We start from the raw sequence: 20,466 nt of genomic DNA, 5'->3' as shown, positions 1-20,466 counted from the left end.
GGCGGCTTCCGGGCTGCTCCGTCGATTGCGTTCAGCTGGTCGCGGCGTCCCCGCCGACGTGGTCGCCGCAGGATTCCCGGACGATCAGCCGGGGCTCCGCCAGGTGCGACCGCACAGCGGGCTCCGCACCGGAGATGACCGCGAGCACAGAGCGCGCGGCGGTCTCACCGAGGAGCTGGCCGCCGGTCGCGACACTCGTCAGGGACGGCACCGACACCTTGGCGGGGACGATGTCGTCGTAGCCGATGATTCGCGTGGCTCCCACGCGGCCCGTGTCGTAGAGGGCCCTGGCAACGCCCATCGCGATGCTGTCGTTGTGGCAGATGATGCCGTCCGGCAGCCCGCTGCCGACCAGTTCGTGTCCGGCCCTGAGGCCCGCCTCCACCGTGGACTCACTGATCAGGTCGACGAGGTTGACCTCGGATCCGGACTCGGCCAAGGCCCGATGGACGCCCTCGAGCCGATCCGCCCGCGCGATACCGCGCGTGGGCCCGCCGAGGTAGGTGATGGATCTGCACCCGTGCGCGCGGACGAGATGGTCTGCCGCCAGATAGCCACCCCGTACCTCGTCGGAGCCGACATAGGGCTCGGTCGACCCGCGGACGTACCGGCTCAGGAAGACGGTGGGTACGTCCCATGAGCGAATGGCGTCGACGAGCTCATGGTCGCTGGCCGTCGCCGGAATGATGACCAGTGCCGCCACCTGGTGTTCCCGCAGCATCCGCAGCAGCCGGTCCTGCTGGTCGAGCCGATTGCGCGTCGCCACCATCAGTGCCATGTAACCGCTGGCGGTGAAGGTCGACTCCACCCCGCTGAGGACCTCGCCGAAGAAGGGCCGGTCGATCTTCGGCACGATCACGCCGATGGTCCGGCTCTTCCGCCGTAGTGATGCCGCGCCCTCGTTGTAGACGTACCCCAGCGTTTCGATCGACGCCTGCACTCGCTCCCGGGTGGCTGTCGACACCCGGCCCGTGCCGGTGAGGACGTACGAGGCAGTGGTTCGTGACACCCCTGCGTGCCGAGCGACGTCGATCAAGGTCACTCGTCTGGCCATGCGTTCACGCTAGCAGGCACCGATCACGTGCCGTGCGCCCGCGTTGGAAGGGGCCGAAGGGGCGGACTGCCGCTGACCTTCGACCCCCTCGGATCCGCACGTACCGCGACGTCAGGATCGGTGTCAGACGGCGCGGACGTGGAAGATGGCCAGGCGGGCGTTGTGCGCGTCGACGTTCGTGTCGACAGTCCTGGTGGTGTTCAGGGTGATCTGCACGGAACCGTCGCCGGGCAACCAGTGCAGGCGATCGATGCCGGTGCCGAACGCCTTCTGCTCCGCGGCCAGGTCCGACGCGGTACCGAAGTCCGGGCGGTTGGTGTCCGCTCCCCAGATCACCAGCCTGCCCACGTTGTGGTGCGCGAGTGCCCTGGCCTTGTGGATGTCCCGCATCAGCCACCATTCGTCACGCAGGTCCGTGCGCTGGTCGCCGTTGAACGCGTTCGCGATGTAGTGGGTGTTGAGCACCGCGAACTCGACGGACGGATGGTCCTGGTGCCGCACGACGACCTCGTTGAACCAACGGGGTGGGGTCACCCCGGGAATGCCGCCGTGCGCGCGCTGGGTCCGGCTGGAAACGACGACCCACGGCCTACCGACGCAGATCGGAATCCGGAACGACGTCTCGTGGCGCAAGAACGCCTTGGTGTAGAGCGGGCCGAAGTAGTGGTCGATCATCGCTTCTTCGCCGGTATCTCCCTCGCTGATCTCCTGGAAGCAGACCAGCGGCCGGTTCGCGCCGTCGGCGTTGCGTACGGCGTCGAACGCGGCGTCCCGGGCTCCGAGGTTGTCCCGGCCGATGTTCGCCGTGATCACCGGCAGCCGGAACCAATCGGTCGCCGCCGATGCGGTGCCCGTGCCCGCGACGGCACCGGCGAGCACGCTGCCGCCGAGGGCGAGCGCCCTACGCCTGCTCATCTTGCTGTTCATGGTCGGACTCCCGTCAGGTCAATGCTTGGACAGAGGTGGGAAGCAGGTCGTGCCGAGGACGCCGGCGGCCGCTGGGCAAGCCGGTGGATCGCCCGTCGGTCATTCGACGTAGAAGCCGCTGGAGTCGAGTTTCAGTTCGCCGATGATCGGGTGGCGCTTGCCGGTCGCGGTGTCGTACCAGGCCCAGACGACGCACCGGCGGTTGCCTTCGGTGTAGAAGGCGGCCATGGCGCCGGGGCCGGTGTGGTTGCCGGGCAGCCCTCGGTACGGCCCGAGCCCTCCGCTGCCTGTGTAACCGAAGTAGGGCTGGTTGGCGCCGTCTTTCAAGAGGGTGCAACGGGTGGACGGGATCGGATTGGGCCCGCAGTCGGCGATGCCGGTCGAATACCTGGCACTGTTCCAGTTGTTGCCGGAGAACAGCAGATAGTAGTGCCCGGATCCGCCGACGAAGATCGACGGATTCTCGATGACATGGGTGGTGCCGGAGTCGTTGATGGTGTCCCAGACCAGATCGGTGCTCTTCAACGCGTCGCGACGGGTGTTCCAGAGGGCGAAGCCGTCGGAGCCGACTTGGACGATGGAGATGCCGGTCTCCGGGTGAGAGGTGATCGCGTCGTCGCGATAGGCGACGTAGAGCTTGCCGTTGGCAACGAACGGGTTCGCGTCGATGGCCCACCGGCCGCCGCCGGGACACGCCCAGATGCCCTTATTGGTAAAGGGACTCTTGGCCCCGCCGGACGTGGCCAGCCCGATGCATTTCTGGCCGGTGCCGGCCTTTGTCGCCGTGTAGTACATGTAGTACTTGCCGTTGAACTGTGTCACACCGGGCGCCCAGATGGCGCCGTTGTCCACCGCCCACGAACCCGGGCCGGAGGGGAGCGCGTCGCCGGCGACGCAGTCCGACATACCGACCGTGTCGCCCGATCCGTGGTTGAGGAAGGGCACGTACAAGGTCACGCCGCTCTGGGCGCCGCAGCGGGGGCCGGCACCGGAGCCGACGGTCGTGCCATAGGTGACATAGGTCCCGTCGATGGCCTGCACGGTGCTCGGGTCGGCCAGGCCGAACGACGATGAGCCGGTGGACGCCGACGCTGCGGTGGCCCCGGGTGCTCCCGGCGCGGCCACTCCGGTGACAGTCAGCGCGAGTGCCAACGCCGTCGCGAGCAGAGATGTCTTCCGTGATCTGGTCATGGATCCTCCTTCGTCGAACCCGGAGATCTCTGTCCGGGTGGGCGGAATCCGTCACATCAATTCCGGCGTTGACGGGAAAGGAAACGTGACGGCGACGAGTTGCCATTGTGGCCCTTGCAGAATCGATTCATCAACCCCACACTTTCTCTCGAACTCGGTCGGTGGGCCGAAGTTCGGGAGAGGAGTCCGCCATGGACCGTCGTCGCCGCCGTCGTGTGCTGACCGGCCTGCTTCTCACAGTCTCGATGTTGCTTGTCACCGCGATGCCACAGCCGCCGACCTTCGGTCCGGTGGACCTGAAGCTGAGTCGGCTGTGGTCGTGGCTGACCGCCCGGCCGGCGAACGCCGCAGCCGCGCCGCCAGGCCCGGTGCAGCAAAGCGGGACGGCCGCAGGCAAGGACCACTACGTCGGGTACGCCGAAACGAAGGCGCCAGGCGGGGCGGGACGGGCACCGGACCCGGCCCCGGCCGAACGGCAGAAGCGGGCGGTTCAGCAGCTGACAACACCCGGGACCAAGGGCTTCGAACCCGGCCGGAGTGTGCGGAGCGCGAAGGATTCGAGCGCGGGTTCCGACCTGTTCGCGAACCCGGACGGCTCCTACACCCGGGAGGTGTCCCAGGGCACTGTCAACTTCCAGGACGCCAACGGCGCCTGGCAGAAGATCGACGCGCGACTGACGTCGACGGGGGAGCGGCTCGGCCAGCGGGCGAACCGGCTGGGACTGCAGCTCGCGCGTCGAGGCGACGACGACCGGCTGGTGTCGGCGTCGTTCGACGGGGTCGGATTCGGATACTCGCTGCGCGGCGCGGCTGCCGTTCCGGCGCGGATCGGGGCGTACTCGGTGACCTACGCGGGGGTGTTGCCCGGGACCGACCTCGTCCTCGAGTCGCGAGAGAGCGGCGTCAAGGAGTCGATCGTGCTTCACCAGCGGAGCGCTGTGCACGAGTGGGTGTTCCCGCTCCGGCTGGCAGGGCTCGTCGCCACCCTGGACGCCGGTGGCGGTGTCGCGCTCACCGATGCGAAGGGCGTGGTCAGGGGACGTATCCCCCCGGGCTTGATGCACGACTCCAAGTTCGACCCCGCGAGCGGAGAGTTCGCCACGTCGAACGCGGTCCGCTACGAGCTCGTTCAGGTTGATCGCGGCGTCGGCCTGAAGGTGATCGCGGACGAGCAGTGGCTCAACGCGCCCGAGCGCGTCTACCCCGTGACGGTGGACCCGACCGTGGAGTTCATGAACACCTCGGACACCTACATGTACTACGGCAACGACGTGGACCACTCCGCCGAGGACAACCTCGCGGTCGGAACCTGGGACGGGGGTGCGCATCGGGGCAAGGCGCTGATGGCGTTCTCAGGTTTCGGTGGCACGTTCAACGGGCAACGGATCACGTCGGTCCGGCTGTACCTGTTCCTGACGTGGCAAAGCAGTTGTACGGCGCAGCCGTACACGGTTCACCGGGTGAACGAGTCGTGGTCGCAGAGCACAGTCCGCTACGGGAGCGTGAACTACGACGGTCCGGCGTTCAGCGGCGCGATCGGAACGCAGACACCGACGAGCTTTTCGCAGGCGTGTGCGAACACCGGTGGTAACCGGACGGTCGGCGAGTGGACGAGCGTCGAGTTGGACAAGGCGACGCTCGACGGCTGGCTCAACGGCACGATCCCCAATTACGGCCTGCTGGTGAACGCCTCGCCGACCCAGTCGGCGGCCTTCAAGCGGTTCACGTCACGCAACGGCCCGTCCGGTGCGGTCTGTGACAGCCACACCTGCGCGCCGTTCCTGTCGGTGTCCTACACCCCGAACAAGGCTCCCCAGATCGATGCGCAGTACCCGCCGCAGGACTACCAGGCGACCTCGCTGACTCCGGAGTTGCTTGCCCGGGGCCACGATCCGGACAAGTGGCCGAAAGCGATGCAGTACAACTTCAAGATCAACGACGCCTCCGGTGCGCTGGTGGCTACCTCGGGGTGGACGAGTTCGTCGAGTTGGACGGTGCCGGCCGGGAAGTTGCAGTGGTCGAAAACGTACTACTGGTGGGTGGTGTCGTACGACGGCTGGGCCGCCAGCCCCGACCCGCTGAACGTCGCGTACTACTACCCGCTGTCGACTCCTCCTCCGCAGCCGCTGCTGACCTCAGGGCTGTCGCAGGACGGCGGCGGGCGCGGCTTCGAACCCAGCGTCGGCAACTACACGACAGCGGCGATGGACGCCCAAGTCGCGACGGTCGGTCCGGCGCTGGCGATCCAGCGGTCGTACAACAGCCGCGATCCGCGCAGAGGTTCGGCGTTCGGAGCGGGCTGGTCGACGGTTGTCGACGCCAGTGTCGTCGAGCGGTTCACGACGGAGAGCGCGAAGACGGCGGTGATCACGTATCCGACCGGCGCCGAGGTGGCGTTCGGGCGTAACGCCGATGGGAGCTTCACTCCGCCGTCAGGCCGATTCTCGGTGCTCTCCGCGGTGACCGGCGGGTATTCCTTGCTGGACAAGGACGGCACGACGTACCTGTTCACCCGGCGACTGTCGGGGACCGCGGGCAGCACCGCGGCATACGGGCTGATGTCGATCAAGGATTCGGCGGGCCGGGCGCTGACGTTGGCGTACGACGCGGCGGGTCAGGTCGAGACGATCTCGTCCGCGCCGTCCGGGCGGGCGTTGCATCTCACCTGGTCGACGCCCGCGGGCGCGAGCAAGGCCCATGTCGCCACGGTCGCGACCGACCCGGCCGTCGCGGGCGACTCCACCTCCGTTGCCGTCTGGTCATACGCCTACAGCGGTGACCAGTTGACGAAGGTGTGCCCGCCGACCGACGCCACCCACTGCACGACCTACGAGTACGGCACCGGCACGCAGTACCCGACGGCGTTGCTCGATGCGGGTCCACGGTCGTATTGGCGGTTGTCGGAGGCGGCGGGGGCGACCAAGGCGGCCAGCACGGTTCTGGACAACGCCGGGACCGACGCCGCGACGTACCAGAACGTGGCACTGGGTCAGGTGGGATCTCTGCCCGGGTCGTCGGCGACAGCTGCCGGATTCAACGGCACCTCCTCCTATGTCGAAATGCCGTCCAAGCTGGTGACCGCGGCGAGCTACCAGTCCCTCAGCATGTGGTTCAAGACCACGACGCCCGACGGGGTCTTGTTCAGTTACCAGAAAGACCCGATCACCAACGGCACCACTGCCACCAACTACGTTCCGGCCCTGTATGTCGGCAGCAGTGGAAAGCTGCACGCGCAGTTCTGGAACGGCTCCCCGGCCAGCGCCATCACTTCGCCGAGCCCGGTCACCGACGGCGCCTGGCACCACGTTGTGCTGGCGGCGGCCGGTGACGTCCAGACGCTCTACCTCGACGGGACTGCGGTCGGCACGCTGACCGGGCTGATCAAACTGGCCGACGCGAACAGCACGGCGCACGAATACGTCGGAGCCGGTTTCATCGGCGGCAGCTGGCCCGACCAAGCCCACCAGAACACCACCGGCCAAGGGTTCGCCACCTACTTCACCGGCACGATCAACGACGTGGCCCTGTTCGACCGCACCCTCACGGCTGCCGAAGTGGCGAGTCTGCGGGGTGCGGCTTCGGCGGCGGCGCACCCGCTGACGAAGATCGTCCGGCCGTCCGGCGCGACGGCGGCGCAGATCTCCTACGACCCGGTCAGCGGTGTCGTGACGCAGGTGACCGACGAACACAACGGCACCTGGAAGATCAGCAGCCCGACGGTCGCGGGGTCGTCCCAGATCTACGCGGCGTCGGTGCTGTCCGGCGGTCCGGCGGATTATCTGCGGATGAACGAGACCGGTGTCTCCGAGGCGGTCAACGAGGTCAACGGCGGAGTCGCGACGTACAACTCGGTGACCCTCGGCACGCCCGGCCCGTTCGCCGACGCGACGGCGGCCAAGTTCAACGGCACCGCCTCCTCCGTGGAACTGCCGGCGACGGAGATCCCCACAACCGGACCGGACTCGGTGTCGATGTGGTTCAGCATGCCGTCGGGATCGACCAAGGGCGGCGTGCTGTACGCGTATCAGAGCATGTCCATGGATGATGTGGATGCGGCCGGCAGCTGGGTTCCGGCGCTCTACGTGGGTGTGGACGGCAAACTCCGCGGTGGTTTCTGGACCGGAAGCGCCGCGAACGTCCTGACCACCGCGGCCTCGGTGGCCGACGGCAAATGGCACCACGTGGCGTTGGCTGCGAGCAGCACCAGCCAGTCCCTCTACCTGGACGGAACGCTGGTCGGCACCCGCAACGCGACCCGGGTCGTGCCCTCCACCGCGCCGGCGTACGCCTACCTCGGTGCCGGGAAGTGGTCGTCCAGCTGGCCCGGATACGACGGGGATTCGTCAGGCTACTTCCCGGGGTCGATCGGCGAGTTCGCGTTCTTCACCTCGCAGTTGACCGCGGCGCAGGTCGCCGACCAGGTGGCGGCCGGCAAGAACGCTTCGGCGAACGCGGCGGGCGCGGCCTTGGCGAAGAAGATCGTGGTGACGGATCCGCTGAACGCGACGACCACCTACCTCCACGACGTGAACAACGGCGGCCGGCAGGTGGCCGAGATCTGGACCGACGGCGGCTCCGAGCGGCAGACGACGTACGGGTACAAGGACGGTTTCCTGCGGACGGTGACCGACCCGAACGGCAACGTGACCACCAGTGAACACGACGCGCGAGGCAACACGATCTCGGAGCAGACCTGCCAGGATCGATCGGCCGGCAAATGCTCCACCGTCTACTACTCGTACTACCTGAACACGGCCTCGGCCATCGATCCTCGCAACGATCAGCTGACCGAGGTACGCGACGGCCGGTCGGCCGGCCCGACCGACAACACGTATCTGACGAGGTTCGAATACGACGGGTCGGGCAACAAGACGAAGACCACCGACCCGCTGGGCCGCGTCGCCAGGACCGATTACACCGACGGGACCACGATCGCGGCGGCCGACGGCGGGTTCGCCCCGGCCGGACTGCCCTGGCGGACCACCTCCGCGGGCGGCCAGGTGCAGACCACGACGTACTTCGCCAACGGTGACGTGGCGCAGGTGACCGACCCCGCGGGCCTGGTGACCAAGCTCGCCTACGACGGGCTGGGCCGTACGGTGTCGAAGACCGAGATCTCCGACGGGTATCCGGCCGGGCTCGTGACGAAGGTGGCGTACGACAAGCTCGGGCGCATCACCCGGCAGACCGATCCGGCGACCACCAACCGGGTCACCGGGGTGGTGCACACCGCGGTCACCACGACGGCCTACAACGATGACGGGCAGATCTTGCAGCAGACCGTCAGCGACGCCACCGGCGGCGACCCGCCGCGTACGCTCAAGAACAGCTACGACGCCCTGGGGCACGTCGCGACGGCGACCGACGCCAGCGGCAAGGTGTCGACGTTCGGCTACGACCTCTACGGGAACATGACGAAGGAGGTCGACGAGGACGGGGTCGAGACGCGGTACGCGTACGACGCGAACGGGCACCTGCTGACCAGCACGCTGGCCGGCTACACGGGGAATCCGAACAGCCCGAGCCCCGCGGTGGATCTCGTGACGGAGTCGCGGGCGTACGACCCGGCTGGGCGGCTTGCCTCCATCACCGACGCGATGGGCCGCGTCACGGCGTTCACCTATACCGACAACAACCTCGAGGTCGCGGTCGTCCAGCGAAACGCCGACGGCAGCCAGTCGTTCGTCACGGAGCAGACGGGATACGACGCAGCCGGCAACGTGATCCGGGAACTTGCCAACAACAACACCACCGAGACCAAGTACACGGTGGACGCGGCCGGCCGGGTCTCCGACGAAACGCTGGATCCGAACGGCGTCGCTCGTAAGACGCTGTACTCCTACGACAACGACGACCAGGTCACCATGAAGTGGTACGGCGACTACACCGGCTACTTCGGCGCTGTGGGCAGTACCTACGACACCGCGGGCCGGGTCACGTCCGACTTCGTGCGTTCGTCCGGACCGCTGTCACCGGCCGGCTGGTGGAAGCTCAACGCGACCAAGGGCACGAGCGTGGTCGACAGTTCCGACCACGACTTCACCGCGACCGCGACGAGCGGCGTCACCTGGTCCGGTGGCGCGGCGGCGTTCAACGGCAGCACCGGCTGGGCCACCACGGCCGAGCCCGTCGTGAACACCACGACGAGCTTCACCGTCATGGCCTGGGTCAAGCTCGGCGCGAACACCACGACCCAGTCCGTCGTGTCGCAGGACGCGAGTGTCAACTCCGGCTTCGAGCTGCAGTATCTGAAGACCGAGAACCGGTGGTCGTTCACCAGGAACCTGACCGACACGACCGCGGCGCCCTCCGCGACAGCACAGTCCACTACCGCACCGACACTGAATACCTGGACCCATCTCGTGGGTGTCTACGACGCCGTCGACGGCAAGATGACTCTCTACGTCAACGGCGCCGCCCAGGGCGCGGCCACCGACACTACGCCGATCGCCTCGAGCGGGTCGCTCGCGATCGGCCGCTCCAAGTACAACGGTGCGACCGAAGCGCCGCTCAGCGGGTCCGTCGCCCAGGTCCAGGTCTACCAGCGGCCGCTGTCGGCAGCGGACGTGTCCAGCCTGTACGGCCGGGGATGGTCGGAGGTCCGGCCACTCGGCGACGTCATCCACAGCACCACCTACACGTATGACCAGCGTGGCCTGCCGTTGTCCGAGAAGGACCCGCTCGGCAACATCGAGCGCTACGAGTACGACGAGTCGGGAAATGTCGCGGTCACGATCGGTGCGGCGGTCGATGCAGAGTCCAACGGCGGTACGCCGGTCAGCTCGCGACCGGTCACCACCACCGGCTACGACACCTTCGGCGACGAGGTCGAACTGCGGGACCCGGACGGCACCGTCACCGTCATCACCCGGGACGCGTCCGGCCGGCCGGTGAGCACGCGACTCCCGAACTACACGCCGCCCGGCGGCTCGCCCATCACCGCCACGGTGTCCAGGACGTTCGGCGCGTCCGGCAACATCACCTCGACCACCGACGCACTGGGGCAGATCACCAGGTACACGTACGACCAGTTCGGCCGCCTGTCGAAAACGGTTGAGCCCAACGGCGGTGTGACGACGTACTCGTACGACTTGAACGACGAGCTGCTCAAGACGGTCAACCCCGTGGGCGCGTCCAGCCAGTCGACCTACGACTATCTCGGGCGCAAGCTCACCGACTCGACCTTCGAGCGAGTCGGCTCCAGCACGTTCACCACGTCGTACGCCTACGGCAGCGCCGGGTTCTTGCAGAGGGTGACCCGACCGTCCGGGTCGTACGTCACCTACACGACCAACGCGGCCGGTGACGTGGTCACGCAGACCGACGCCGCCGGCAACTCCACCCAGTACGGGTACGACTACCTGAGTCGGCCGGTCGCCATCACCGCGCCCGACGGGTCGAAGCGCCGGATCGTGTACGACGAGCCGGGCAACAACACAATGGTCAAGGCGTACGACTCGTCAGGCCGGTTCGTCTCGAAGATCTCGGCGGCCTACGACGCCAACGGCAACCAGGTGAGTACGACCGACGCGCTCGGCCACACCACGAAGTTCAGCTACGACGCGACGGGGCTGGTGACGGGGGAGACGCAGCCGATCTCGGCGACGGAGTCGATCACGACGTCTTTCGGCTACGACCTGCAGGGCCGTCGGACCCGGTACACCGACGGACGTGGGAACAAGCACCTGTCCACCTACAATTCGTGGGGCCTGCCCGAGTCGCAGATCGAGCCGGCGACCTCGGCGAACCCGAACGACCGCACCTGGACCACCGCGTACGACGCGGCCGGGCGGGCGATGAAGCAGACCCAGCCCGGCGGCGTGGTCATCACCAACGCGTACGACGCGGTCGGCAACCTGGTCACGCAGACGGGTACGGGCGCCGAGGCCGCCACGGCCGACCGGACCTTCGGCTACGACCTGGCCGGGCAGCTCACCTCGATGAGGGCCGGGACGGGAACCGACACCTTCGCGTACAACGACCGCGGCCTGCTCACAACGACAGCCGGTCCCTCGGGAACCTCCTCCTTCGGCTACACCGCAGACGGTCTGATGGCATCGCGGACCGACGCCTCGGGGACCAGTACGTACTCCTACGATGCGGTGAACCGGCTGTCGAACGCGACGGTCGCAGCTACCGGTCAGTCGGTTTCGTATGCGTACGACGGAATGTCGCGAGTGACCAAGCTGACCTACGGCAACGGCGATTCGAGGAGCTTCGGCTACGACAATGCCAGCCGCCTCGTGTCGGACACGTTGAGGACGTCGGGCGGGGCGACGGTCGCGTCGATCGCGTACGGGTATGACCTCAACGGGCGGGAGACGTCGAAGACGACGACCGGCTTCGCCGGGGCGGCGGCCAACACCTACACCTACGACTGGGCCGGTCGGCTCACCTCGTGGAACAACGGCTCGACGACCACGAGCTACGCGTACGACGCGTCTGGCAACCGCACGCGACTCGGCGCGAAGACGATGGTCTACGACGAACGCGATCAGCTGGTGACCGACGGGTCGACGACCTACACCTATACGGCGCGGGGGACATTGAAGTCGACCGTCACCGGGGCGACGACGCAGACCCTTTCGAGTGACGCGTACGGGCAGCAGCGGGCGATCGGGTCGCAGACGTACACGTATGACAGCCTGGGCCGGGTGCTGACGGCCGGGTCGGTGACGTTGACCTATTCCGGTCTGGACAACGACGTTGCCGGGGACGGGACGGCGACCTACAGCCGGGACCCGGACGGCGGTGTGCTCGGCGTCAAGCCGGACGGCGGCACCGGCGTGTTCGCCTGGACCGACCTGCACACCGATCTGGTCGGGCAGTTCACCTCGGCCGGCGCGACGCTGGCCGGGTCGGTGACCTACGACCCGTTCGGCACGGAGACGGCGACCGCGGGCAAGGTCGGCAAGCTCGGCTTCCAGTCGGAGTGGACCGACAGCGTCGCCAACCGGATCAACATGCACGCCCGCTGGTACAACCCGGCGACCGGGCAGTTCGACAACCGTGACACCGTCGACAACGACCCGGTCCCGGATTCCATCGACGCGAACCGCTACCAGTACGGCGACGGCGACCCGCTGCAGACGATCGACCCGACCGGGCACTGGGGCTGGAACCCGTTCAAGGCGGTGTCGAAGGCCGTCCACAAGGCCAGGAAGCACGTCTCCCACACGGCCTACCGCTACGCCTCCAGCTACCTCCGATCGAAGTGGCACGCGGCCACCCACGTGGTGCGCCACGCCGTCCATCACGTGAAGAAGGCGGTGCACAAGGTCAAGAAGGTCGCCCATCGCGCGTACCGGTCGGTCAAACACACCGTCCACCGAGCCGTGCACTACGCGAAGAAGACGTACAAGCGGGCCGTTCATGCGGTCAAACACACGTACCACCGGGTGAAGCACAGCGTCGCCAAGCACATCAACCACATCAAGAGCAAGGTCAAGAACACCTATCACCGGATCAAGCAATCCGGTCAACGGATCGTCCACAAGGTCACCAGAACCGTCAAACAGGTGGCCAATGTGGTCAAGGACGCCCATCACGCAGCCGCGAAGTGGGTGAAGGAGCACAAGGACACCCTGATCCAGGTCGCTGCGATCGTCGCCGGGGTGGCCGCGGGCATCGCCTGCACCGCCGTCACCGCCGGGGCCGGCGCAGTTGCATGTGCCGTCGGCGCGGCCGCGCTGATCAACCTCGGAAAGGACGCCGCTCAGGGCAACATCCACAGCTTCAAGGACGCTCTCGGCTCACTGGGTCGTGGCGCGATCCAAGGAAGCATCGGCGCCGTCACCGGGGGTGTCGGCGGCATCGTCGCGGGCAAGGTGGCCGGAGCGCTGGGGGGCTTCGCAGCCAAGGTCGGCGGCCGCATGATCGAAGGATTCACCGCCGGCGCTGTCGGTGACACCGCCGCCCAGCTGGCCACCACCAGACGCGTGGACCTGACCGGCGTCGCGATCGCCGCCGGCGTCGGGGCGATAGGTATCCGACGACCCCGCGGACGCCCCGCCAAGGACGACCCCGCACCGACGCCCTCGTCCGGCCGTCGTGAGCCTGGGGTGGTGAGCACCGGCGAGACGTTGAGGGCCGCTCAGGTGCGAGAGGAGCTCAAGGAGGATGTCGAAAACACCTGGAAGAGGCAGACGGCGGGGCAGAGTTTGACCAAGACCGTGACGCAGCAGGCGGACAACTTCCCTACTCAGGTGGATTACGGTGTGTTGCCGGTGGGGTCGCTGGACGTCATCCCGTTCGCGGTGGCTATTGCCGCCAGCAGGGTCAAACTGTGGATGAATCGTGGTGCCCCGTAGTGGCGGACGACGTTGCCTACGATGCCGCGGGCCGGACCTGCACCGGATGCAACCTCGCAGCATCGCCAGGCCCTCGTTGGGCCATACAACGTCACGTGGTGCGCGGTTCGGTACTCGACTTCAACGGCGGGTCGTACCTGCGGATGTAAATCCGTTCGCCCGGTCGTGGGGGACTGGTTAGGGTCCTCTCGTGCATCGCATCATCACTCCGCCGGCCGCCGCTTAGCGGACGGCTTCCTTCGCGCTCGGACCTGGCGGTCCGGGCTGTTCCGGCCTGTTCGCAGACGCCCCGACCATTCGTTGCGAACACCATCCGGAGTGTCCGATGCATCACCGTCTCTCGACGAGGCGTGCCCTCGTGTACGTCGTCATCGCCGGCCTGGCCTGGGGCACCGGCGGTCCGACCGGCGCCTTGCTGTCGCAGTACGCCGGTCTCTCGCCGCTGGCCACCTCGTTCTGGCGCCTGGCTGCTGCGGCAGCGTGGCTGGCCGTGGTTCGTTTGGCCGTACGGTCACGCCGTACCCCTGTCCGTCCGCTGCTGGCGGCTAATCCTCTCCGCTACGTCTTCAGCGGGATGGGTCTGGCGCTGTGCCAGCTCGGCTACTTCATCGCGATTCCGCGCGTCGGCGTTGGGATCGCCACCGTGATCGCCCTGGGGGCAGCGCCCATCTTGATCGCGGTTGCCACGCGCGAACGAATCACCGCGGCGACCTGTGCAGCCGTCGTCGGGCTGATCCTTCTGACAGCCACCACAGGCTCAGCCAACCTCGTCGGCATCGCGGCGGCCGTCCTGTCCGCAGCCGGCTACTGCTTGACCACTCTCTTGAACCGCGACACCCCTGACCCGATCACGACAGCCTTCGTGGGTTTCGTCGTAGGCGCCGTGTTGCTCCTACCTTTCGCTGCCGTCCCGACGAGTCCGATCGGCTGGCTCCTGATTGCCTACTTCGGCCTCATCCCGACAGCCCTCGCGTACACGCTCTTCTACGTCGGCCTCAGAACGCTGAGCGCCTCCACGGCTGCCGTCATCGCTCTACTGGAACCTCTGGTAGCCGCAGCCATCGGCATCTTCGCCTTCCACGAGCACCTGACTCCAACTGCGTTTGTCGGTGCCGCAATCCTGCTGCTCGCTATAGCAATCCGAGCCAGGTCGTAATTCGATTGCTGATCGGTCATGCCCGCCGGGACGATGCGGGCATGACCATCACGTCGTTCGATCCGGCCGACTCCGCGGCGATGGGTCAGTGGTACGACGTGATGGTCGCGGTCACCAGTCACGACGTACCCGACTTCCCGACACCCAGCCGACGGGCGCATCTGGTCCGGTTCGAGCATTCGATGGCGAGCGTGACCGAGGAGGCGCTGCTGGCCTGGGACGGCGATCGGGTGGTCGGCGTGGCGTCGTACCAGCTGCCTCAGACGGAGAACCTGAGCATGCTCTACCTGGAGCTGCTCGTGCATCCGCAGTACCGGCGCCGCGGCATCGGCACCAGGCTTATGGAGGAGGTCTACGCGGCCGCCCGACGGCACGACCGCAGCCTGATCGAGGTCGACACGGTCCGGGGATTTCCCGGCGGCGCCACCCGGGATGAGGCCGGCTATCGCTACCTCACCAACCGCGGCCACCAGCCCGGCGCGACCGGCATCAGGTCCCGGTACGAGGTCTCCGGCCAGACCGACGAGGCGATGATCGCGGAGGCGTGGACCCACGCGGACGGGTACTCGCTGGTGCAGTGGCGCGACGCAGTACCCGAGGAGATCATCGACGACGTCGCCGCCCTGCAGAGCCGGCTCATGCTGGACGCGCCTACCGGCGACCTGGCCGTGGAGCAGCAGGTGTACGACGCCGACCGGGTCCGCGACCAGGAGAAGTCCGAACTGGACCGCGGCTACCACTGGTACTCGACAGCCGCCCGTCACGACGCAACCGGCCAGATCGTCGCGAGAACCAAACTGGCCTTCGAGGCCGAAGGCAACACCCACGCCCGCCAGCGAACCACCATCGTCGAACCCACCCACCGAGGCCACCGCCTCGGCCTACTCGTGAAGTCCGCCAACCACACCTACACCCAGTCCCACGAGCCCACCCTCATGGCCATCGACGCCTGGAACGACGAACAGAACACCCCCATGCGAGCGGTCAACACACAACTAGGCTTCCACCCAGTAGACACCTGGCTAACCTTCCAACTCCCAGCCACCTGACCCACCGCCGCAGTCAGCCATGGGTGAGCCGACCGCTCAACTCAACCCCCGCCGGTGAGCTGCCCGCCCCACCCGACCACAGGAGCCGAGCGAAGCGAAGGCCATCCCGCCGACGCAGGCTCACCCCCGTGGCGACCCGACCGGCAAACCCGACCCCCGCTGGTGAGCAGACCGCTCAACCCAGCCACAGGAGCCGAGCGAAGCGAAGGCGCAAGGGGGTGCGGGTGGCGGAGCCCCCGCCCGCGGCAAGCGAAGCGCAGCCGCACAACACGACGAAGGCGAGGCGGTCAGCGCAGGAACTGCGCGACACACCTCGCCTATCGCCTTCGTGGACGATACTGGGATCGAACCAGTGACCTCTTCCGTGTCAGGGAAGCGCGCTACCGCTGCGCCAATCGTCCAGAACCACTCAAACCTGAGGCTCTCGAGGTGGAGACGGGATTCGAACCCGCGTGGACGGCTTTGCAGGCCGCTGCCTAACCACTCGGCCACTCCACCCTTGAGACGCTCCACCGTTTCGGGGCGAACCCTCTCCGAGCGGACGACCGGGTTCGAACCGGCGACCTCAACCTTGGCAAGGTTGCGCTCTACCAACTGAGCTACGTCCGCGCTTCACTCCGAGGCGTTTCCGCTCGGTGCGAGAGCAGAACAGTAGCGCACTTTCGGCCCGGACAAAAACCGGATTCCACGGTGTCGCCGACCGGTCGCCGCAAGCGCGAAAACCACCCCATCCGTCCCACGAGTCCCGCCGAAATTGTCCACTCGCCACGCCGTCCGATCACCCCTTCAACGGCACCAGATCGACGTTTTGCAGGTACTCCGCATCGCCCCGGAGATCGATCGCGGCGACACGCCCGTCGACCACCGTGAAAGAGAACACAATCAGCGGTTCGCCACGCCGCATCCACACCAGCCCGGGCATCCCGTCGACCAGCACGAGCTTCGCCGCCGCGGCCCGACCGGAGAACTGCTGCGCGACCCCGGCCGCCCCCGCCAGCACCGGCGAGCTCCCGTACGCGGCCGCGCCCGCATCCGCGCGCAGTACGACCTCCGGATCCAGTACGGCGAGCAACGCCGAGAAATCAGCCTCCCGGGCCGCGGAGAGGAACGCGCTGACGACCTCCTTCTGCCGCACCACATCGACGTCGGCGGGTTCCGGCGTACCGCGGACCCGCCGCCGTGCCCGGCTCGCGATCTGCCGCGCGGCCGCCGGGGACCGCCCGATGATCGGCGCGATCTCCTCGAACGGCACCGCGAACAGATCGTGCAGCACGAACGCCAGCCGCTCGGCCGGCGACAGCGTCTCGAGTACGACGAGCAGCGCCAGCCCGACCGAGTCCGCCTGGATCGCTTCGAGCTCGGGATCCGGTACGACGTCGTCCGCGAGCGCGGGCGAGTGGTCGCCGACCGGGTGCTCGGGCCGGACGCGACGAGCCCGCAACATGTCCAAGCAGATCCGCCCGACGACAGTGGTCAGCCAGCCGCCGAGGTTGTCGATCGTCTCGCTGTCGCTGCGGCTGAGCCGTATCCATGTCTCCTGCACCGCGTCCTCGGCCTCCGGCTCGGACCCGAGGATCCGGTACGCGACGGCTCGCAGGCGGTCCCGGTTCTCCTCGAACCGCAGTACGAGCCAGTCGTCCACCAGGACCACATCCTTCGCGATCTGTCACACTGACCGGCCCAGCGCCGTCACCTCGATTGACGGATCCCGCGCAGCGCATGTGACACAGGAGGAAGTATGGAGGCACCACCTCGTCCGCTGGAGGTGCGCGAGCAGGACACCCTGCACCGCCTGGAGAACGACGTCGACGCGTGGGTGTCCACGGCCGCGCTCGACGGTACGCCGTACCTCATGCCGCTCTCGTTCCTGTGGAGCGACGGCACGCTGCTGCTCTCGACGAGCCGAACCAACCCCACCGCCCGCAACCTGCGCGCGAACCCGCGGCTGCAGCTGACCCTGGGCGAGGTCCGCGACGTCATCCACGTGACCGGCACCGCCGAGATCGTGAAGCCGACCGACGCAGAGGCCGAAGCCTTCGCCACCAAGGCCGGCTTCGACCCTCGCCGCCTCGACAACTACCCGTTCTTCCGCATCACACCGACCAAGATCCAAGCCTGGCGCGAAGTCAACGAACTCAAAGACCGCGTACTGCTGCTGGACGGCACCTGGCTGGTCTGATGCGCGGTCAGCCTGTCCGGGCGCGGGTGGTGAGGCGGTAGCGGAGGGGGGATTGGCCGGTTTCGCGTTTGAAGGCGGTGCTGAAGGCGCTTTCGGAGGCGTAACCGAGCTCGATGGCCAGGGCGCCGACGCTGATGTCGGCGTCGCGGAGAGCGCGTTGGGCGAGCATCATTCGCCAGCGGTTCAGATAGGCGCGGGGCGGCATGCCGGCGACGGCGCGGAAGCGTTCGGCGAAGGCTGTCCGGGACATCGCGGCGGCGCGGGCGAGGTCGTTCAGGCCCCAGAGCTTGTCGGGGTGTGAGTGCATGAGGGTCAGCGCGGGGCGGAGGCGTTCGTCGGTCAGCACGCGCAGCCATCCCGGTGGCAGTTCGGTTTGTTCGACGTACGTGCGGAGTACTTCGAGCAGCACGAGCTGGGCGTGCTGCCGGATCGCGAACGCGGACCCGATGCGGTTGCCGGTGACCTCGTCGAACAGGCGGTGGAGGCTGCCGCGCAGGTTCGCGCCAGTGGTGGGGGAGGCCTGCACATGGGCGACTGGCGGCAGCGCTTCGCCCAGGAGCGTCTGTCCGGCCTCGTTGAGGTCGATCCGGCCGCCCAGGACGATGTCGTGCGTGTTCCAGTCGGCAGCCAGCAGGTCGAGGCCGCTCTCCACGGGCTCGATCTCGCGCACCGGTCCGTCTCCATTGCCGCCGGAGAGCTCCACCTCCGTCCGGTTGTTGAGGATGGCGACGTCACCGGGGAGCAGTTCGATCGGCGCGTCGAGGCCGTCGGTGAGCAACCGGGCTTGGCCGCCCACCATCGCGAGGAACTTGAACGTCTCCGCCAGCGATGCGCGCGACACCCGCGACCCCTGCGCCACGAACCCGCCAGACACCAGACCGCGCACCTCGACGAGCTCGAACACCTCGGACAGTTGATCGGTCATCTGTACTCTCGCGAAGAAAACGTGGACGGATAGTTATTCAGAGTACGCCGCCCGCGCAGCAGGCTGGAGGCATGACACAGAACAGCGCCACGAGGCAACGCCCCATCGGCACCGGATTCACCGCGGCCTCGACCGCGGACGACGTCCTCGAAGGCATCGACCTGACCGGCAAGAACGCGATCGTCACCGGCGGCCACCGCGGTCTCGGCCTGGAGGTCACCCGCGCGCTCAGCAAGGCCGGGGCGAGCGTGACCGTTGCCGTCCGCAACCCCTCACGCGCTCTTGCCGCGGTCGAGGGAATCGAGCGCGTGGAGGCCGTTCGGCTCGATCTCCTCGATCCCGAGTCGGTCGACGCCTTCGCCGAGCGCTACCTCGCCTCAGGACGGCCGCTCCACATCTTGATCAACAACGCCGGCATCATGGCGGGACCGCTGCAACGCGACGCCCGCGGATACGAGTCGCAATTCGCCACGAACCACCTGGGGCACTTCCAGTTGACGCTCGGGCTGCTGCCCGCGCTGCGGGCGGCGCGCGGCGCCCGGGTCGTGAACGTGACGTCCGGAGGGCACCGGCTGTCCGACATCCGGTGGGACGACCCGCATTTCACGCACGACTACGACCCGCTGCGTGCCTACGGTCAGTCGAAGACGGCCAACGTCCTGTTCGCGGTGGAGTTGGAACGGCGTTGGTCGCAGTACGGCATCCATGCCTTCGCCGCCCACCCGGGTGTCGTCATCACCACCGACCTCGGCCCGCACCTGGCCGAGGGGGAGACCCGCGCCGCATGGCTCACGCCGCATGGCTCACGCCGCAGGACCTGCACGCGATGGGCCTGACGGACGAGGACGGCAACCAGATCATCGATCCGGCCCGCGAGCGCAAGACCGCCGAGCAGGGCGCGAGTACGGCGGTGTTCGGCGCCACGAGTCCGCTGCTCGACGGGTACGGCGGCACATACCTGAAGGACAACGAGATCTCGCCGCTGGACGCCCGCACCGACACGAACTTCCGCGACCCCGAAGTCCGCTCGGACGTGGTCCCGCACGCCCTCGCCCCTGACTCAGCCGAACGCCTCTGGGCCCTGAGCGAGCAACTCGTCAAGCACTGATCGGACCCGGCGGAGGACTATCGTCCGTCACGATGAACACACCACCGCCGTACTTCCAGCTGGGCGCGGCTCGGCTGTACCAGCCCGACGCTGAGCTCAAGGAGCGCCTCCCCGCGGGCACGGCCGAGCTTGCCGGGTACATCAAAACCCTCGTGTGGGTGTGCACTGAGTACTTCGGCTACTACGCCCGACCGAGCCCGGCTTTCGGATCGATGGGGCTGCTCATCGCGGCAGGCATCAAACCGGCCGGGCGGACCCGGGTCTGGCTGGAGACTGTCGACGGCACGTTGCCCGCGGACGTCCAGTCGACCCTTGCCGAACTCCTCAACGGAGCCGCGCCCAACGCCAGGCCGCAAGCGACCGCTCCGGTGGCCTTCGCGCTGGAAGGCAGGCTCGGATCTGGCCCTAGCAGTGCATTTCCCGAGGTCCCCCTGCTCTGGCAGTCGACAGCCCGCCAGGCCAAGCAACCGCTCTCCATCCCGGACGGCCTGTTCGCCGAGGTCTTTCCCGACTGAGGCGAACCCTAGCTGTGCCGGGCGGCGATCGATCCTGTGCCGACGCCCTGGC

At 67.7% G+C, this 20,466-nt stretch carries 12 protein-coding genes and 3 tRNA genes; 7 read left to right on the top strand and 8 right to left on the bottom strand.

Going from position 1 to position 20,466, the window contains the following annotated elements; all coding sequences use genetic code 11:
- Positions 1 to 31: 31 nt before the first annotated feature.
- The 3 genes from BJY22_RS28195 to BJY22_RS28185 form a co-directional block, all read right to left on the bottom strand.
- Positions 32 to 1,054, bottom strand: a complete 1,023-nt coding sequence (locus BJY22_RS28195; protein ID WP_167212496.1) for a LacI family DNA-binding transcriptional regulator — start codon at positions 1,052 to 1,054, stop codon at positions 32 to 34.
- 123 nt (positions 1,055 to 1,177) lie between these two features.
- Entirely contained in the window at positions 1,178 to 1,981 is an 804-nt protein-coding gene (locus BJY22_RS28190) for a hypothetical protein (protein WP_167212493.1), read from the bottom strand.
- 99 nt (positions 1,982 to 2,080) lie between these two features.
- Positions 2,081 to 3,133 carry a family 43 glycosylhydrolase gene (locus BJY22_RS28185; RefSeq protein ID WP_202891296.1) on the bottom strand — a complete coding sequence of 351 codons (1,053 nt, stop codon included), beginning with the start codon at positions 3,131 to 3,133 and terminating at the stop codon, positions 2,081 to 2,083.
- A 230-nt stretch (positions 3,134 to 3,363) separates the two neighbouring features.
- Between BJY22_RS28185 and BJY22_RS28180 the strand changes: the two genes are divergently transcribed.
- The 3 genes from BJY22_RS28180 to BJY22_RS28170 all read left to right on the top strand — a co-directional run bounded on the left by BJY22_RS28180 (position 3,364) and on the right by BJY22_RS28170 (position 15,687).
- Positions 3,364 to 13,482: a LamG-like jellyroll fold domain-containing protein gene (locus BJY22_RS28180; protein ID WP_167212487.1), complete on the top strand. Its 10,119-nt coding sequence runs from the start codon at positions 3,364 to 3,366 to the stop codon at positions 13,480 to 13,482.
- Positions 13,483 to 13,840: 358 nt separating this feature from the next.
- The gene (locus BJY22_RS28175; RefSeq protein WP_202891295.1) at positions 13,841 to 14,638 is read left to right on the top strand and encodes an EamA family transporter; all 798 of its coding nucleotides are present in this window, start codon (positions 13,841 to 13,843) and stop codon (positions 14,636 to 14,638) included.
- 41 nt (positions 14,639 to 14,679) lie between these two features.
- A complete protein-coding gene (locus BJY22_RS28170) occupies positions 14,680 to 15,687 on the top strand; it encodes a GNAT family N-acetyltransferase (RefSeq protein ID WP_167212480.1) in 1,008 nt (335 codons plus the stop codon).
- Between the two features lie 329 nt (positions 15,688 to 16,016).
- On the opposite strand, the gene BJY22_RS28165 is transcribed toward BJY22_RS28170, so the two are convergent.
- From BJY22_RS28165 to BJY22_RS28150, 4 genes are all read right to left on the bottom strand, one after another.
- A tRNA-Val gene (locus BJY22_RS28165) sits at positions 16,017 to 16,088 on the bottom strand.
- Positions 16,089 to 16,114: 26 nt separating this feature from the next.
- Positions 16,115 to 16,185 (bottom strand) — tRNA-Cys (locus tag BJY22_RS28160).
- 38 nt (positions 16,186 to 16,223) lie between these two features.
- Positions 16,224 to 16,296 (bottom strand) — tRNA-Gly (locus tag BJY22_RS28155).
- Between the two features lie 169 nt (positions 16,297 to 16,465).
- Positions 16,466 to 17,329: a sigma-70 family RNA polymerase sigma factor gene (locus BJY22_RS28150; RefSeq protein ID WP_167212477.1), complete on the bottom strand. Its 864-nt coding sequence runs from the start codon at positions 17,327 to 17,329 to the stop codon at positions 16,466 to 16,468.
- A gap of 96 nt (positions 17,330 to 17,425) precedes the next feature.
- On the opposite strand from BJY22_RS28150, the gene BJY22_RS28145 reads away from it, so the two are divergent.
- Positions 17,426 to 17,866: a pyridoxamine 5'-phosphate oxidase family protein gene (locus tag BJY22_RS28145; protein WP_167212474.1), complete on the top strand. Its 441-nt coding sequence runs from the start codon at positions 17,426 to 17,428 to the stop codon at positions 17,864 to 17,866.
- A 7-nt stretch (positions 17,867 to 17,873) separates the two neighbouring features.
- Here the strand turns inward: BJY22_RS28145 and BJY22_RS28140 are convergent, their stop codons facing one another.
- Entirely contained in the window at positions 17,874 to 18,791 is a 918-nt protein-coding gene (locus tag BJY22_RS28140; RefSeq protein ID WP_167212471.1) for an AraC family transcriptional regulator, read from the bottom strand.
- A gap of 71 nt (positions 18,792 to 18,862) precedes the next feature.
- Between BJY22_RS28140 and BJY22_RS28135 the strand changes: the two genes are divergently transcribed.
- The 3 genes from BJY22_RS28135 to BJY22_RS28130 are packed head-to-tail and all read left to right on the top strand — an operon-like array spanning position 18,863 to position 20,414.
- On the top strand, positions 18,863 to 19,627 hold the full coding sequence (locus tag BJY22_RS28135) for an SDR family NAD(P)-dependent oxidoreductase (protein ID WP_238350482.1): 765 nt from the start codon (positions 18,863 to 18,865) through the stop codon (positions 19,625 to 19,627).
- A complete protein-coding gene (locus BJY22_RS41910) occupies positions 19,576 to 19,899 on the top strand; it encodes an SDR family NAD(P)-dependent oxidoreductase (RefSeq protein ID WP_238350481.1) in 324 nt (107 codons plus the stop codon). Before BJY22_RS28135 ends, BJY22_RS41910 begins: the two co-directional genes overlap by 52 nt.
- Positions 19,900 to 19,931: 32 nt before the next feature.
- Positions 19,932 to 20,414, top strand: coding sequence for a hypothetical protein (locus BJY22_RS28130; RefSeq protein WP_167212468.1), 483 nt, complete (start codon positions 19,932 to 19,934; stop codon positions 20,412 to 20,414).
- The last annotated feature ends 52 nt before the right edge of the window (positions 20,415 to 20,466 follow it).

Source organism: Kribbella shirazensis, assembly GCF_011761605.1.
Classification (GTDB): domain Bacteria; phylum Actinomycetota; class Actinomycetes; order Propionibacteriales; family Kribbellaceae; genus Kribbella; species Kribbella shirazensis.
This window is presented reverse-complemented; position numbering and strand designations above follow the sequence as displayed.

Coding starts and splice junctions, on each gene's coding strand:
- BJY22_RS28135 (WP_238350482.1), top strand. CDS start 18,863: ATGACACAGAACAGCGCCACGAGGCAACGCCCCATCGGCACCGGATTC.
- BJY22_RS28140 (WP_167212471.1), bottom strand. CDS start 18,791: ATGACCGATCAACTGTCCGAGGTGTTCGAGCTCGTCGAGGTGCGCGGT.
- BJY22_RS28190 (WP_167212493.1), bottom strand. CDS start 1,981: ATGAACAGCAAGATGAGCAGGCGTAGGGCGCTCGCCCTCGGCGGCAGC.
- BJY22_RS28170 (WP_167212480.1), top strand. CDS start 14,680: ATGACCATCACGTCGTTCGATCCGGCCGACTCCGCGGCGATGGGTCAG.
- BJY22_RS41910 (WP_238350481.1), top strand. CDS start 19,576: ATGGCTCACGCCGCATGGCTCACGCCGCAGGACCTGCACGCGATGGGC.
- BJY22_RS28145 (WP_167212474.1), top strand. CDS start 17,426: ATGGAGGCACCACCTCGTCCGCTGGAGGTGCGCGAGCAGGACACCCTG.
- BJY22_RS28195 (WP_167212496.1), bottom strand. CDS start 1,054: ATGGCCAGACGAGTGACCTTGATCGACGTCGCTCGGCACGCAGGGGTG.
- BJY22_RS28130 (WP_167212468.1), top strand. CDS start 19,932: ATGAACACACCACCGCCGTACTTCCAGCTGGGCGCGGCTCGGCTGTAC.
- BJY22_RS28180 (WP_167212487.1), top strand. CDS start 3,364: ATGGACCGTCGTCGCCGCCGTCGTGTGCTGACCGGCCTGCTTCTCACA.